This window comes from Pseudomonas sp. C6002, from assembly GCF_013385805.1.
Classification (GTDB): domain Bacteria; phylum Pseudomonadota; class Gammaproteobacteria; order Pseudomonadales; family Pseudomonadaceae; genus Aquipseudomonas.
Window position 1 is genome coordinate 91,080 of the sequence record NZ_JACAPH010000045.1, and the last position, 16,010, is coordinate 107,089.

A 16,010-nucleotide genomic window follows, 5' to 3' on the forward strand; every position below is an offset into this window, starting at 1 on the left:
GAAAAGCAGATCTGCTTTCGCTCTGGTCACCGAAAAAACGGATATGTACTCAATCCCGATAGAGCCCACCAATCACCCGGTCAGCCCAAGCAATTGGACGCAACGCAAACATGCTTCTAACCTGACAGCCTGCGCCACCCAAGAAGCCCGCCCATGATCGTCCGTCCCAAACCCAACCTGCTCGGCATCCTGTTCTCCCTCAAGGGCTCGATCGCCAAACGCATTGCGCTGCGCAGCCTGCTGGTCACCCTCCTGGCCTCAGTCATCGTGCTGGTAGAAACCCTGCACCCGGCCTACTTTTCCAAGGTCAACGCCACACCCTTCACACTGCTGGGGCTGTCACTGTCCATCTTCATGAGTTTTCGCAACAACGCCTGCTACGACCGCTGGTGGGAAGGCCGCAAACAACTGGGCCAGATGATCATCGAGATCCGCTCACTGATCCGCGAAACCCAGGTCCTCAACCCTGCCGAACGCAAACACGTCCTGCGCAGCCTGTGCGGTTTCGCCCATGGCCTGATCGCCCGCCTGCGCCTGGAAGACGAAAGCCAGGCGATCAAACCGTGGGCCAATCCAGAACCCGGCCACCCGAACCTGCCCGACAGCATCCTGCAAGACCTCGGCGCCCGCTGCTCGAACCTCGCCGAACAGGGCCACATCAGCGACTGGCGCTACACCCAACTGGAAACCCGGCTGTACGGCCTGAGCCAGATCCAGGCCTCCTGCGAGCGGATCAAACACACCCCGCTGCCCTTCCCCTACACCTTGCTGCTGCACCGCACCATCTACCTGTTCTGTATCCTGCTGCCCTTCGCCATGGCCGAGCCGCTGGGCTGGCTGACCCCGGTGTTCACCGCCATCGTCAGCTACACCTTCTTCGGCCTGGACGAAATCGGCGACGACCTCGAAGACCCGTTCGGCTTCGACGAAAACGACCTGCCCTGCAACGCCATCGTGCGCACCCTGGAGCGCGAGATTCTCGCCGCCCTCGGCGAAACCACGCTGCCGCCGGCCCTTGAGCCGATTGAGTTCGTGCTGACGTGATGCGGGTTTGACACTCGCGATAACCTGACCGAAGCTGATGGCTTTGCACTAGCTGCCCAGCTTTCGGACGCCTGCATGTCAAAGTCACGCCGTTATTCCATCGTCGGCCTGTGCGCCCTGTTGTTTATTGTGCTGATCACCTGGTATTTCACCCGCACCACGCCGGTGGTGGTGCCCCCGGCCATCGCCCATGGTTACGCCAAGGCCTTGAAACAGGCGCACAACGGTGAACCCGGCGCTGCCCGGGTGCTGTATCAACAGTTGGGCCGCCCGGACCTCTCCGATGTGCGCCGCGCCGCCCTGCATACCGAACTGCCCAACTACCCCAGCCCCCAGGCCCTCAAGCTGGCGGACAAGGACCTGGCCAACGACGCGCCAATGGTGCGCGAGGCGGCGATTCACAGCATTGTCGGCCTGGTGCCCAGCGGCCAGCGCACGCTGTTGCTCGGGCCACTGCTGGATGACCCGGAGCAAAGCGTCAGGTTTGCCGCGGCCAATGCCTTGCTCGGGCTGTCCCCGGATACCCTGGGCCTGTACTTCGGCCCGTTGCAGCAAGTGCTCGACGAATACGTGAAGCTGCTCAAGGGCCAACCCGAAAGCCCCGAAGGCTGGATCCAGCTGGCACGCCTGTACATTCACAGCGCGCTGCTGCCCGACGCACAAAACGCCCTGGAGCAGGCGATGCGCCTGCAACCGGACAACCTGCAAGCCGTGGTCGCGCAAATTGAACTGCTGGACAAGCAGGGCAAGGTCGACGAGTCCCGCCAACTCCTGGCCAAACAGTTGCAGGCCCACCCCGATTCGGCCTACCTGCAACATGCCCTGGGCATGTGGCTGCTGCACCATGGCGAGCGCGCCTTTGCCCTGCTCAGCCTGTCCCGGGCGGTGGAGCTTGAACCGAACAATCAGGATTACCGCTACGACCTGGCCACCACCCTGCACGCCCAGCAGGAGCTGGAGGCCGCCCAGCGCCAGCTGGAAGAAATCATCCAGCGCAACCCGGCCAATCGCAAAGCCAGGGTGCTGCTGGTCAATTACTGGAAGGAAACCGGCCAGTTGCAGAATGTGCAGGTGCTGCTGGCACAGCTTGAACAGCAGAATCCGGACGACCCGGCGCTGCAACAGGGCCTGTAAAAGCGGTATTTGATACAAAACGTTGAACCGCCACACGGCGCCAAGGTCAAGTAAATATGGCGCGCCCCAGACGGCGCTGCCGACTACTTATTTGTGACCCGAGGGCACTTCTTGTCTACATCCAAAGAGCTGTTCACAGCAAAGGCGGCCACCGGTATTGAAGGTCTGGACGACATTCTTGCCGGAGGGCTTTCCCGTAGCCATTTGTTCCTGCTGGAAGGTGAACCCGGCACCGGTAAAACCACCGTGGCCCTGCATTTCCTCCAGGCCGGCGCAAAAAACGGCGAACGATCGCTGTACATCACCCTGTCGGAAACCGAGCGCGAGTTGCGCCAGGGTGCCAAGTCCCATGGTTGGGACCTGGACGAACACATTCACATCTTTGAACTGACTCCCCCCGAAAGCCTGCTCAATGCCGAGCACCAGCAAAGCCTCCTGTATTCCTCGGACCTTGAGCTGGGCGAAGCCACCCGGCAGATCTTCGAAGTGGTGGAACGGGTCAAACCTACCCGCGTCGTGATCGACAGCCTTTCGGAAATCCGCCTGCTGGCGCAAAGCTCCCTGCGCTATCGCCGGCAGATCCTGGCGATCAAGCACTACTTCGTGCGCTACGACGCCACCGTGCTGCTGCTGGACGACCTGACCACCGAGTCCCTCGACAAGACCGTACACAGCGTGGCCCACGGTGTGATTCGCCTGGAAGAACTGACCCCCAACTACGGCGCCGAGCGCCGCCGCGTGCGGATCGTGAAATACCGTGGGCAGAAATACCGCGGCGGTTTTCACGACTTCACCATCATGGAAGACGGCGTACATGTGTTCCCGCGCCTGGTGGCAGCCGAGCACCGTGGCGGCTACAACCGCCAGACCCTCACCAGCGGCATCCGTGAGATGGACGCCCTGTTGGGCGGCGGGATCGAGACCGGTTCCAGCACCTTGATCCTGGGCCCGGCCGGTACCGGCAAATCGCTGATCTCGATGATCTTTGCCGCGGCAGCCGTCTCCCGGGGCGAAAAAGCCGCGCTGTTCATTTTTGACGAAGAGCTGGGCCTGCTGTTCGAGCGCATGAAGAACATGGGCATCGACCTGGAGGCCCTGCAAGGCACCGGCAACCTGCTGATCGAACAGGTGGACGCCGCCGAGTTGTCCCCCGGCGAGTTCTCCCATCGGGTGCGCCGCTGTGTGGACGAACGCGGGATCAAGACCGTGGTGATCGACAGCGTCAATGGCTATCAGGCCGCGATGCCGGAAGAGAACGCGTTGATCCTGCACATGCACGAACTGCTGCTGTACCTCAACCGCCGTGGCGCCGCGACCTTCATGACCGTCGCCCAGCACGGGCTGGTGGGCGACATGCAGGCGCCGGTGGACATTACCTACCTGGCCGACACCGTGATCCTGCTGCGTTACTTCGAAGCGCTGGGCAAGGTGCGGCGTGCGATTTCGATCATCAAGAAACGCACCGGCAACCACGAATCGACCATTCGCGAATACCGCATCGGCAGCCGGGGCATGACCATCGGCGAACCGCTTGATGCGTTCCAGGGTGTATTGCGCGGCGTACCGACCTACATGGGCACCGACAACCCGCTGCTCAAGGATGAAAGTTCATGAGTGGCCTGCCGGCCACTTTCGAACGGGCGATCATTCTGGCGCCCCTGGGTCGCGACAGCTCCCTGGCGTTGATGATGCTCAATGAGGCCGGGTTCAACGGCATCATCGCCAGCCATTTGCAAATGCTCTGCGAGGAGCTGGAGCACGGTGCCGGCTTGCTGGTCATTGCTGCCGAAGCCCTGCGCGGTATCGACCTGGAACCGCTGCTCACGTACCTGCATCAACAACCGGCGTGGTCAGACCTGCCGATTGTGCTGATGACGCACCACGGCGGCAGCGAACAGAATGGCTCGTCGCACCTGAGCACCTTGCTGGGCAACGTGACGTTCCTGGAGCGTCCGTTCCACCCGATCACCCTGATCAGCCTCGTGACCACGGCGCTGCGCGGACGTCGTCGGCAATACGAGGCCCGCGACCGGCTGATCGACCTGAGCCAGAGCGAACAGCGCCTGCAAAGCACCCTGGAAACCCTTGAGCAACAGGTGGAAGAACGCACGGCGCAGCTGCGCAATAACGAAGAAGCGTTGCGCCAATCGCAGAAAATGGAAGCCGTCGGCCAATTGACCGGCGGCATCGCCCATGACTTCAACAACATGCTGACCGGCATCATCGGCAGCCTGGAACTGCTGCGCAGGCGCGTGGCTCGGGGCCGCACCGAAGACCTCGACAGCCTGATCGACCTGGGTGTCACTTCAGCCAACCGCGCGGCCGCCCTGACCCACCGCTTGCTGGCGTTTTCCCGTCGCCAGTCGCTGGATTCAAAACCGGTACAGATCAACCAATTGGTGAGTTCGATGGGTGAGCTGCTGCAACGCAGCCTGAATGAAAGCATTGCCCTGGATATCCGCCTGACCGAGCAACTCTGGACCGCCGAAGCCGACCCCAACCAGCTGGAAAGCGCCCTGCTCAACCTCGCCATCAATGCCCGGGATGCGATGCCCAACGGCGGCAAACTGGTGGTGGAAACCACCAACCGCCACTTGGACAGTGTGTTTACCGCAGCCTACGGCACCCTCACCCCTGGCGACTATGTGGAACTGAGCGTCAGCGACACCGGCTGCGGCATGCCCGAGAGCGTGATCAGCCGTGCATTTGACCCGTTCTTCACCACCAAACCCATCGGCCAGGGCACCGGGCTGGGGTTGTCGATGATCTACGGGTTTGCGCGCCAATCCCACGGGCATGTGTCGATCCACAGTGTGGTGGGCCAAGGCACCACCGTCAGCCTGTTCCTGCCGAGGTATGTCGGCGAGGTCATTGCAGATGAACCGCTCAACCCGGCATTGCTGCCGTTCGCCAATGCCGGCGAGACCGTGCTGATCGTCGAGGACGACCCGGCCGTGCGGGTGCTGGTCAGCGCCGTGCTGAGTGAACTGGGCTATGCCTTCGTCGAAGCCGGTGATGCCGACAGTGCCATGCCGATCATCGAGTCCAGCCAGCGCATTGACCTGCTGATCAGCGACGTTGGCCTGCCCGGCATGAACGGCCGGCAATTGGCGGAGATCGGCCGGCAGGTGCGGCCCGAGTTGAAGGTGTTGTTTATTACCGGCTATGCAGAGCATGCGGCTGTACGGGGCGGTTTTCTGGACCCGGGCATGCAGATGATCACCAAGCCGTTCACCTTTGATCTGTTGACGGCAAAGGTGAGGGAGATGATCAAGGCTTGAAGAGGGAGTGTGCTCCCTCTTCTCAAGACGTTAAGCCAACAGCCGCTGGATATGTTCCTGCAACGTATCCAGGTCAAACGGTTTGGCCAGGATCGGTGCATTGCGCGTGATCGGGCTGTTGCAGTCGAGAATCTCCTGCGGGTAACCGCTGATGAAGATCACTTTCAATTCCGGTCGCAGCTTGATCGCAGGCTCGGCGATCTGTACCCCGGAAATGCCGCCAGGCAGGCGGTAGTCGGTCACCATCAGGTCCAGGTGCGGCTTGGTGGCCAGGATTTCAAACGCCTGCTCACCGTCAATCGCCTTCAACACCCGATACCCCAGGCCCGCCAGGTACTCGCCCAACACAAACATAATCGATTCGTCATCTTCGACGATCAGTACAACATCTTGTGCATCTTCACTCATGGGAAGCCTTTGTCCGGTCAATTGCTGCTGATACGACCATGGGGTCACGCAGAGGTTGCGTCGGATTTGCGAATGATTTCATGCCCCGGCCTCCAGGGGCAGGCAGACGCGGAACAACGCGCCCTCGCCTATCCGGCTTTCCACTTCAATGGTCCCGCCGTGGGCCGCGATAATCTGCTCGGAGATAAACAACCCCAGGCCCAGGCCCGCCACGGCATGGTTGGCCGACACGCGCTCGAACTGCTGGAAAATACGTTTCTGGTTGTCTTCGCTGATGCCGATCCCGTGGTCACGTACTTCTACCCGCGCTTCGCCATGCTCGGCGTACACCCGCACTTCCACCGGGCTCTTGGCCCCGTAGCGCAAGGCGTTGGTCAACAGGTTGGACACCACCTGTTCGATACGGAATTCATCCCAGTTGCCTACCACCGGCCCTTCCTGGACCCAGGCCACCGAAGACTCCGCCGCCGCCACCTGCGGCGCAAAATTTTCCAGCAGGTTGTGCACCAGTTGCGTGAGGTCAAAGCGACCGGGGCGGATCGACAGCTTGCCCGTGCGAATGCGCGACACGTCGAGCATGTCTTCGATCAGGCGGATCAGGCTCTGGATCTGCCGCTCATCGCGGTCGACCATGGCATGCATCTTGTCCAGGGTAAACGCTGCGGCGTTGTCCCGGGCAAGGTGCATCTTGCGCAGCTGGGTTTCCAGGATCAGCCCGTTGAGGGGCGTGCGCACTTCGTGGGCGACGATCGACATGAAGTCATCGCGCATGCGCACGGCCTGCTCCAGTTCGGCCTGGGTGGCCTGCAAGCGCGTGAGCAAGGCTTCCTGCTCGCGCCGGCTTTGCTCCAGGGCTTCAACCTGCTGCTTCATCGCCTTGCTCTGGCGGTACAGGTCAACGAATACGTTGACCTTGCTCTTGACCGCGTGGATATCCAGCGGCTTGTGCAGGAAATCCACGGCGCCGCTTTCGTAGCCCTTGAACGCATAGTTGAGCTCACGGCCGGCAGCACTGACAAACACGATGGGAATGTTCTTGGTCTTTTCGGTGCCGCGCATCAGCTCGGCCAGCTCGAAGCCGTTCATGCCCGGCATCTGCACGTCGAGAATGGCCATGGCGAACTCGTGCTCCAGCAGCAGCGACAAGGCCTCGTCGGCGCTCAATGCCTTATAGACCTGGCGGTCCTCGCGCTTGATCAGCGCTTCAAGGGCCAGCAGGTTTTCCGGCAGATCGTCGACGATCAGCAGTTTGGCCTGGACAGTACTTAACATGGGGAGGATTCCAGGGAAGCCAGCAAGGTGCCGATGCGGCTCAAGGTGAGGATATGGTCAGGTTCATGCAGCGCCAGGGCGGCCCGGGGCATCACAGCGACGCGGGCCTCCAAAGGGTCCTGCACCACCGTGGTACCGCCGCTCTGCTTGACGTGGGCCAGGCCCCGGGCGCCGTCCTGGTTGGCCCCCGTCAGCAAAATCGCCAGCAAGCCCTTGCCGTAGACATCGGCGGCCGAATCAAACAGGTAGTCGATTGCCGGGCGGGAATGGTGCACTCGGTCCTCCTGGCTCAGTGACAGGCTGCGGTCGTGCTCCACTGACAGGTGATAACCGGGGCCGGCAAAATACAGGGTACCGGGCTGGATCACTTCCTTGTCGCGGGCCTCCACCACCTTCATCGATACGCGTCGGTCAAACACTTCCGCCAACTGGCTGCGGCGCTCGTCCGGCAAATGCAGCACGGTAATGATCGGCAGGCCGAAGCTCGCCGGCAGCTCGCCAAAAATGCTCAGCAATGCCTCGACACCGCCCGCGGAAGCGCCGATCACAATGGCCTCGATCCCGGATACCGGGCTGGCAGTAGCTTCATTCATAATTTTCGGTAGATCCGTTCTTGCTTGACCAGGGGTTCGAACTGTTTGCTGTAGGCGGAAAAATCCAGGGTTTCCTTGCTGCCCAGCACCAGGAAGCCGCGATGACACAGCGACTCATGGAACAGTCCAAACGCCCGATCCTGCAACTTTTTATTGAAGTAAATCAATACGTTGCGACATGAAATTAATTGAGTTTCGGAGAATACGCTGTCGGTCGCCAGGCTGTGATCGGCAAACGTCACGTTCTCCCGCAGGGTCTTGTCGAAGATCGCATGATCGTAAGCCGCCGTATAGTAATCGGCAAACGAACGCTGGCCACCGGCCTGCTGGTAGTTGTGGGTATAGGCGCGGATGTTCTCGAGGGAAAAAATCCCCTGCTTGGCTTTTTCCAGGGACCGGGGATTGATGTCGGTGGCGTAGATGATGGTGCGTTCCAGCAGGCCTTCCTCACGCAACAGGATGGCCATGGAATACACCTCCTCCCCGGTACTGCAGCCCGCGATCCAGATCTTGATCGACGGGTAGGTCTTGAGCAGCGGCACCACTTCCTTGCGAATCGCCAGGAAGTGCGAGGGGTCGCGAAACATTTCGCTGACCGGAATCGTCAGGAACTGCAGCAACTGCATGAACGCCGTCGGGTCATGCAGCACCCGTTCCTGCAAGGCCGAGATGGTGGCGCAGTCGAACTGACGCAACGCATGAGCCACGCGGCGCTTGACCGAAGCGCCGGAGTAGTCGCGAAAGTCGTAGCTGTACTTGAGGTAAATCGCCTCAATCAACAAGCGCAGTTCGATGTCAGTGCTTCGTTCCAATTAAATCCGTTCCATCTTGGGTAGCCACACGCGAATCAATGAAAACAACCGGTCCAGGTCGATGGGCTTGGCCAGGTAATCGTTGGAGCCTGCCGCCAGGCAGCGCTCCTGATCGTCCTTCATGGCCTTGGCCGTCACCGCGATGATCGGCAGCTTGCGCCAGCGCGGGTCCTGGCGGATCAAGGCGGTGGCCTCGTACCCGTCCATCTCCGGCATCATCACGTCCATCAGTACCAGGTCGATGTCATCGACTTCATTGAGTTTCTCGATCGCCTCGCGGCCATTACGGCCGATCACGACAATCGCGCCCTTGTGCTCCAGGGCACTGGTCAGGGCGAAGATATTGCGTACATCGTCATCCACCAGCAGGATCTTGCGGCCCTCGAACACCTTGTCGCGGCTGCGGGCAGTCCTGAGCATTGTCTGGCGTTCATGGGACAACTGCGATTCGACTTTGTGCAGAAAGAGTGTCACCTCGTCCAGCAGGCGCTCGGGGGAACGCGCGCCCTTGATGATGATCGAGCGCGAATACTTGCGCAGTTCGGCCTCTTCATCGCGGGTCAGGTTGCGCCCGGTGTAGACGATCACCGGCGGGAACGAGCAGATGTCCTCGATGGACATGCGCTTGAGCAGCTCGTTGCCGAGCATGTCCGGTAGCTTGAGGTCGATGATCATGCAGTCGTAGATGTGGGTGCGCAGCAGGTCCAGGGCCTCCTGGGCGAAGCCTACGGCGGTGATCTCGATATCATCGTCGCCGATCAGGCGGGCAATGCTGTCTCGCTGAAGGTCATCGTCTTCCACCAGCAGCACACGCTTGACCTTCTGCGTCAGCTTGGCTTCCAGGCGGGCGAACACATCCTTGAGCTCTTCGCGGGTGGTCGGCTTGACTGCATAGCCCACGGCGCCCATGTGCATGGCGGCTTCGACGCGGTCCTCCACGGAAATCACGTGCACCGGGATATGGCGGGTCCCGGCATGTTCCTTGAGCCGTTGCAGCACGGTCAGGCCGGAATGGTCCGGCAGGCGCATGTCCAGCAGGATCGCGTCGGGAATGTACTGTTCCGCCAGGGCGTAGCCTTCGTCTGCGCCATGGGCCACCAGGCAGTGGTAACCCAGTTCATGGGCGAGGTCGAAGAGGATGCGGGCAAAGTTGGGCTCATCTTCCACCACCAGGATGCAACGCGTGGCGAATGGAGCCTTGTCGCGGTCATCGATAAAGCGCGGGATCTGCGCTTCGTGGGCGATCGGCATCGGCGACACCTTGATCGGCGCCGGTGCAGGCACAGGGACTACCGCGCGCGGCTGTTCCAGCGCCGGGGTGTCTTCGTCATGCTCTACATAGTGCTCGGGCACCACCAGGGTAAAGATACTGCCCTGGCCAGGTTCGCTGGTGACGCTGATATAGCCGCCCAGCAGGTTCGCCAGGTCCCGGGAAATCGACAGGCCCAGGCCGGTGCCGCCGTAACGACGGTTGGTGGTGCCATCGGCCTGGCGGAAGGCCTCGAAGATGCTTTCCTGCTGGTCCGGGGCGATGCCAATCCCCGAGTCGCGTACGGTAAAGGCGATGCCCTCCCCCGGTGCCCGGGATACCGACAGGCTGACCTCACCTTTCTCGGTGAACTTGATGGCGTTGGACAGCAGGTTCTTCAGAATCTGCTCCAGGCGCTGGCGGTCGGTGAACAGCATGTGTGGCGAGCCTTCCTGCACCTCCACCTGGAACCCGAGCTTGCGGTCGGCCGCCAGCGGCTCGAACATGCCGCGCAGCCCATCGACCAGGCGCGCAACGCTGGTGTTCTCCGGGCGCATTTCCAGCTTACCGGCTTCGACCTTGGAGATATCGAGGATGTCATTGATCAGGTTGAGCAAGTCGTTACCGGCCGAGTAGATCGACTCGGCGAACTTGACCTGTTCGGCGCTGAGGTTTTCCTGGGGGTTCTCCGCCAGCAACTTGGCCAGGATCAACGAGCTGTTCAGCGGCGTGCGCAGCTCGTGGGACATGTTGGCGAGGAATTCGGACTTGTACTTGCTGGAGCGCTGCAACTCGTCGGCACGCTCTTCCAGCTCGATCTGTACGCGGTTGAGCTGGACGTTCTTCTGGTCCATGGCATCGCGCTGCTCGGCCAGGGTCTGGGTCTGTTCGGCCAATTGTTCGTTGGTCTGCTCCAGCTCCGCCTGCTGGGTTTCCAGGTGGGCCTGGGACTCCTTGAGGATGCGCGACTGTTCTTCCAGCTCTTCGTTGGCCGTCTTGAGCTCTTCCTGCTGCACTTGCAGCTCTTCATTGAGCTGCTGGGTTTCGGCCAGCACTTCCTGCAGGCGCTGGCGATAACGCGCGGCTTCGATGGAGGTGCCGATGTTGTCGGCAATCAACTCCAGCAGTTCGACATCACGGTCATCGAGTGCACGCAGGAAACCCAGTTCGATCACCCCGTTGACCCGGCCATCATCGCTGGTCGGTACCACCAGCACGCTGCGGGTCGAACCTTCGCCGAGGCCGGAACTGACCTTGAAGTAATCCACCGGCACATCGTCCAGGCGAATCAGGCGGTCCTGCCGGGCCGATTGGCCGACGATGCGTTCGTCGTTGTAGATCGACTGTTCCTGCTGCTCCTGCTCGCGGGAGAAGCCATAGGTCGCCACGCGTGTGAGGCCGCCGTGCTCTTCACGCACGTACAACGCCGCCACCGCCGAGCCCATGTACTGGGCAAAGAACTGCAAAATGTTGCGCCCCAGCAGGTTCAGCGTCAGTTGGCCAAGGACCTGCTCGGCCAGCTCGGTCTGGCCGTTGCGCAACCAGGCTTGCTGCTCGAGGCGCTTGGCGATCCTCTGCTGCGACATCAGGTTTTCGCTGTAACTGTTTGAAAGTTCTAAAAGATTCTTTCGACCGACATACGCCAGGAAGCCACTCAGGCCGAGCACAAACACCAGGTACAAGGTGACGCTGATGATCGTGGTGCGGGTAACGTCTTCGTTGCGGGTGATGCGGAACTGTTGCTCCATCGCCACCGCCCGGTCGTACTCCTTGCGAATCTCGTCCGTCAGGCTCTTGCCACGCCCGGCTTTCACGGCGGTGCGGTAATCGCCGTTTTGCCGCTGCATGTCAATCATCGACTGGGCGTAGGTGTTCCACGCCTGTTGCAACGATTCCAGACGCTTGAGCCGGTCCACCTGCTCCGGATTGTCCGCCACCAGTGCCTGCAAGTTGCGCAAGTCGGAAATGATCCGCGGCTTGGCCACTTCGTACGGGTCGAGGAAATGCTCGTCACCGGTAATCAGGAAGCCGCGCATGCCGGTTTCCAGGTCCACGGTCAGTTTCGAGGTTTCGTTGAGATTGTTGATTACCCGGTCGGTGTGTTCGACCCACTGGATCACCGACAACAGGTAGGTGATCAGAACGACGAAAAACACCGCGCTGAGCACGCCAACGCCCAACGGCAGTGCCACGTTGCGGCCCAGCAATTTACGGAAGCTTTTCTCATCGACAGACGACGCGGGAGTCATGGGCATGCCTTGGCCAATACGGAAAAACGAGGAGTTTGCCCCAAAGTTGCGCCTGAGCGCTATTTTTCTGCTACCCGTAGCGACATGGATTACATAACCCATTGATAAATAGACGAATGGATGTGTTTTTAACACTCGGCAATTGACTTTCCTTCTTACATGGGAACCGAAGTGAGCCTGGAACGTTGTGTGTGGGCCGCCCCACCCAAAGGGGTGCCGTGGGGAACAGGGAACCTCCCCGGAAAAGGCGCGTATCTCCTAATAAAACAGGTACCCACCGATGCAAAATGTCAGCAACCTCTCCGTGCAACAGCCTGCGCCCCAATTCTTTTCCTCCCCTGCTTCCGGGGCATCGTCCCTGAGCCCCCTGCCAGCCACGCCCCCTGCCGTTGCAGCAGCGCCAGCATCAGCCGCCGACCGCTCCGATGTGCTGAAACAGCCCATGGCCGACCGGCAGAACTGGCAGAACCTGCTGGACGCCATCAACCTCGCAGCCCCGGCCCTGCAAGACTACGACACCGCCCCCTATGTACAGTCCGTCCTGAAGCTCACACAAATGGCCATTCATCCGGACTCGTCCCATCACAACACCCTGGACATGGGGACCAGGGTCAACCAAAGCCTGGAGGCATTCCTGAATGCCAACGGGGTGCCTCTGCCAACCTCCAAGGCCGAGTTGCTCAAGCTGAAACTGGAAGCGACCGTCAGGATCGCCGCCCACCCTTTCGGTGACCTGGGCGGTGCCCTGTCCTGGCCCGCACCGCTGGACCAGAACCAGCAAACTCAGTTGCGCCTGCTTGCGATGAACCACGCCCACCACCTCGGCGATCAGCCGCAAGTCACGCAGACAAAGAGCGTCCTGGACTTTCTCGCGTACCAAAATCCCATTCCTGTGGCCGCCTTGAACGACCCGGCGAAGATCCTCGAGTTTCTTTTAAGCTCGCCCGAAGGCCAACTGATGGGCCAGGCCCTGCAGCGCGGGCTCAATGGTATCGAGACCAAGAACAGCCATTACGACTACCTGCTGGCCGCCATCAGTGCACAGATGGATCCCGAGTCAGTCCAGGCGCCTCAACGGAACAAACTGGCCGGTTTCGACGTGGCCAGTGAAGAACATTGGGGCAAGCCGGCCTCTGCCATCGTCAACGGGCTGAGCGCACACCTGTCGAGCGAGGGCAGAACGAGCCCCGAGATGGCCCAGACGGGTGCTTACGTATTGCTGGCAAGAACAGCCCCGGAGTTCCTGATCAAAGACATCCCGGCCAGCGTGACCTATGGCAGCCCGGCCTGGGTCAACCTGGCGGTTGCGGCGGCGTCGATTGAAGCGCAGTCGCCGGGCTCGGTACCGAACATGACTTTCGCCCAAGTGATGCTCAAGGCCGAAAGCGCTGCACTCGCCGAGCCCGCCGTGACCCAAAGCGCACAGAGGGCAGCGCTGATTGATTGGGCCGTGGCCAACGGCGTTATCAGCAAACAACCCAACGATGCCTACAGCCCCGACCAGCTGGAAGCGATACGCGTCGAGTTCACTCAGCAGGTGGATGAACGCATGAAGGCCTCCACCCTGCTGGAGACCGATATCCCGAGCCGCAAGGCCATTGCACTGGCCCAGCTCAAAGAGCGATTTGGCGAAGATGTGCCGTTTGAAAAAAAGGCCCTGACGGTGAAGGACACCCGCCAACAACAGTTTGGCGTACCGCTCTACGACCCAAACCGCGCACCTGCGGGCCTGCATTCGTTGCTGGACATCGCCATGAGTGGCTTGGGCGATTACACCTGGGAATCCAAGGATCCAGACATCACCCAGGCACTGGAAGGCCAGTCGCTCAAGTTCGACGTAAACGCGACATTTCAAAAGCAGTTTGAAGCGTCGATCAAGTCGCTGAACGACGGGGTTGCCACCACCGTAAAGCACCTGATCGCCAGCCTGCCGCTGGAAGATCGAAAAAACATCGAGCAGGGCAACCTCACTTTTTACCAGCCCTCTGTTTATCAATTGGGCCCAAACCTGGTCACCTCGCTTTTCAAACCGATTAAAAATGAGCTGCTGATACAGGTAGAGGGTGGCACGGAACCTGTTACCTATAGGCTGGACATAAAAAACGGCAGCATCAAAAAAGTAACGCCCCAGGATTTCTCTGCGAGTACCTGGGAACTGGCGATCGAGGAAAACAGAATAAAAAAATTCGACGCATCAGAGGCCAGTGAGCCCGAGCGCTCAGCCAGTACAGACACGAACCCACTGCCTCCCAACAGCTTTGCCACCGCCCGTACCCAGTACATCGCGGATGCATTTGTCGAAAACCTCGACCTGGGCAACGAGGATGTCGTCAAGCAAGCCAAAGGCGCCACGACCTACGACAAGCAAATGGAAACCGAGTTGAAGGTGACCCATTTCTTCCTCGACCTCATTCCCTTCAAGTCAGCGATTGCCAACTTTACCAAGGGTAATTACCTGGAGGGGGCGATTGACCTCCAGCTGGACCTGCTGGGCTTTGTCAGCCTGGGTTCGTCCAAAGCGGCACAGGCGGGCACAAAAGCCCTCAGTGCAGGCGCCAAGGCGCTGAATGTTGCCAAAAAGATCGGTGTCGCCACCATCGGCGCCTTGAACCCGGTGGGCGGCTTGGGCGATTTGCTTCTGGGAGGCGCAGGACTGATTAACCGGGGCGGCAAGTTTGTAGTCGAAAAAAGCATTAACGGGCTAAACAAACTCAAGGGGGCAGCCGGCAGCTATGACCTGTTGAAAGCCGCCGGCAAGGAACATGGCGTCGCGGCAATCGGCACCATCAAGCTGGCGGATCAAACCGTCGAAGCCTCCGCTGTATTGAACAAGGGCGAATGGTACGCGTACGACGCCCTCAAGAAACAACCCTATGGCCCACCGCTGAAGGGGTTCACGCCACAGACCGTGTCGGTCCAGGACAACGTTGAAAGCTTCTGGGAGTACTTTGTCGGAGGGCCGGCCACCAAGGCGCAAAACACACCCTCCAAGCAATTATCCAACTCATTCAAGGCTACGCAGGAACACGCCAGAACAACGAGCCACGATGCGTATATGCGTGGCTATAACAACGGGGTAGTGGATGACATCCCGGGCTACTCGGGCTCCATGGATATCGCAGAGCTCATGGAACTGGCACTTAAGCCGAATCGAAGCCCCGAAGAAATCGGCGCCCTGGCACAGTCAATAGGCAAAAAGCGATCAGAAGTCGGCCTTAAAAACTATGAGTTCTACAAAGCCGAAATTGAGCGCATCCCCGGCATCAAGCTCCGGGGCATGCCCCAGAATTTCTATTTGAGCCAGGTGGACACGGTGACCGGAGGCGAATGTGGCGTGTTAGCCAACGCAATGGCCTACGCCGTGTCCGTTGGAAAACAGGACGAGTACATCGACAAGCTTTTCATTGCAGCGGCAACCAAGGAAACCAACCCAAAATCGGCGAGGTTCATCAAGGACATGAGCGAAGCCCAGGATCACTTCAGAAAGCGACCGCACTCGGCTGAAGTCGTCACGCAAAAGTCCTATCAGGCCATCATCGATGACCTGGCCAACGCGACGACGTCCAAGACACTCATCATCGCCACGCCCGTCCACGCGATGACAGCGGGAGTGATCGTGGAAGGCGGCACGCGAAAATGGTTCTATTTCGACCCCAATTTCGGATTGGTCAATTTTCCGACCGAGGACGCCATGAAGAAAGGAATGAAGGAATCGCTGGCCAACAGTAAGACGCCGCTCATCCCGGGAGCGTTTGGGACGCCGACAAACCCGGAATATACGGTCAGCACATTCAAGGCAAGCGAGAACCAGAGCCGGGTCCATGGGTTGGTGTACGGATCCCTTTAACCGATAAAACCGGCAGCTTGAGACCATGCCAGGGGCTTGCTGGTTGTTCCAGCAAGCCCCTGGCAAGTGAGTGGCAGTGATACGCGACATTTGTAGCCGTTACCGGCACAATGTTTTGCTT

At 60.1% G+C, this 16,010-nt stretch carries 10 protein-coding genes; 5 read left to right on the forward strand and 5 right to left on the reverse strand.

Annotation, left to right across the window (positions count from 1 at the left end):
• The first annotated feature begins 153 nt into the window (after window positions 1–153).
• The 4 genes from HX817_RS29230 to HX817_RS29245 all read left to right on the forward strand — a co-directional run bounded on the left by HX817_RS29230 (window position 154) and on the right by HX817_RS29245 (window position 5,459).
• A complete protein-coding gene (locus tag HX817_RS29230; protein WP_177042090.1) occupies window positions 154–1,044 on the forward strand; it encodes a bestrophin family protein in 891 nt (296 codons plus the stop codon).
• A gap of 75 nt (window positions 1,045–1,119) precedes the next feature.
• Entirely contained in the window at window positions 1,120–2,178 is a 1,059-nt protein-coding gene (locus tag HX817_RS29235) for a lipopolysaccharide assembly protein LapB (protein WP_177042092.1), read from the forward strand.
• Between the two features lie 111 nt (window positions 2,179–2,289).
• Window positions 2,290–3,792: an ATPase domain-containing protein gene (locus tag HX817_RS29240; protein ID WP_177042094.1), complete on the forward strand. Its 1,503-nt coding sequence runs from the start codon at window positions 2,290–2,292 to the stop codon at window positions 3,790–3,792.
• Entirely contained in the window at window positions 3,789–5,459 is a 1,671-nt protein-coding gene (locus HX817_RS29245; RefSeq protein ID WP_177042096.1) for a response regulator, read from the forward strand. The genes HX817_RS29240 and HX817_RS29245 overlap by 4 nt, the downstream gene beginning before the upstream one ends.
• Window positions 5,460–5,489: 30 nt before the next feature.
• On the opposite strand, the gene HX817_RS29250 is transcribed toward HX817_RS29245, so the two are convergent.
• From HX817_RS29250 to HX817_RS29270, 5 genes are all read right to left on the reverse strand, one after another.
• Window positions 5,490–5,867 (reverse strand): response regulator, encoded by a 378-nt coding sequence (locus HX817_RS29250; RefSeq protein ID WP_003217591.1) that lies wholly within the window; start codon window positions 5,865–5,867, stop codon window positions 5,490–5,492.
• Between the two features lie 78 nt (window positions 5,868–5,945).
• Window positions 5,946–7,139 (reverse strand): hybrid sensor histidine kinase/response regulator, encoded by a 1,194-nt coding sequence (locus HX817_RS29255; protein WP_003217587.1) that lies wholly within the window; start codon window positions 7,137–7,139, stop codon window positions 5,946–5,948.
• Window positions 7,133–7,732, reverse strand: coding sequence for a chemotaxis protein CheB (locus HX817_RS29260; RefSeq protein WP_008431027.1), 600 nt, complete (start codon window positions 7,730–7,732; stop codon window positions 7,133–7,135). The genes HX817_RS29255 and HX817_RS29260 overlap by 7 nt, the downstream gene beginning before the upstream one ends.
• Entirely contained in the window at window positions 7,729–8,544 is an 816-nt protein-coding gene (locus HX817_RS29265) for a protein-glutamate O-methyltransferase CheR (protein WP_003217583.1), read from the reverse strand. Before HX817_RS29265 ends, HX817_RS29260 begins: the two co-directional genes overlap by 4 nt.
• Window positions 8,545–12,042, reverse strand: coding sequence for a response regulator (locus tag HX817_RS29270; protein ID WP_177042098.1), 3,498 nt, complete (start codon window positions 12,040–12,042; stop codon window positions 8,545–8,547).
• A gap of 280 nt (window positions 12,043–12,322) precedes the next feature.
• On the opposite strand from HX817_RS29270, the gene HX817_RS29275 reads away from it, so the two are divergent.
• On the forward strand, window positions 12,323–15,889 hold the full coding sequence (locus tag HX817_RS29275; RefSeq protein WP_256348847.1) for a hypothetical protein: 3,567 nt from the start codon (window positions 12,323–12,325) through the stop codon (window positions 15,887–15,889).
• Window positions 15,890–16,010: the final 121 nt, after the last annotated feature.

What these genes read in the sequence shown, in the direction of transcription:
- HX817_RS29260 (WP_008431027.1), bottom strand. Translation starts at nt 7,732, where the DNA reads ATGAATGAAGCTACTGCCAGCCCGGTATCCGGGATCGAGGCCATTGTG.
- HX817_RS29230 (WP_177042090.1), top strand. Translation starts at nt 154, where the DNA reads ATGATCGTCCGTCCCAAACCCAACCTGCTCGGCATCCTGTTCTCCCTC.
- HX817_RS29235 (WP_177042092.1), top strand. Translation starts at nt 1,120, where the DNA reads ATGTCAAAGTCACGCCGTTATTCCATCGTCGGCCTGTGCGCCCTGTTG.
- HX817_RS29255 (WP_003217587.1), bottom strand. Translation starts at nt 7,139, where the DNA reads ATGTTAAGTACTGTCCAGGCCAAACTGCTGATCGTCGACGATCTGCCG.
- HX817_RS29245 (WP_177042096.1), top strand. Translation starts at nt 3,789, where the DNA reads ATGAGTGGCCTGCCGGCCACTTTCGAACGGGCGATCATTCTGGCGCCC.
- HX817_RS29250 (WP_003217591.1), bottom strand. Translation starts at nt 5,867, where the DNA reads ATGAGTGAAGATGCACAAGATGTTGTACTGATCGTCGAAGATGACGAA.
- HX817_RS29270 (WP_177042098.1), bottom strand. Translation starts at nt 12,042, where the DNA reads ATGACTCCCGCGTCGTCTGTCGATGAGAAAAGCTTCCGTAAATTGCTG.
- HX817_RS29275 (WP_256348847.1), top strand. Translation starts at nt 12,323, where the DNA reads ATGCAAAATGTCAGCAACCTCTCCGTGCAACAGCCTGCGCCCCAATTC.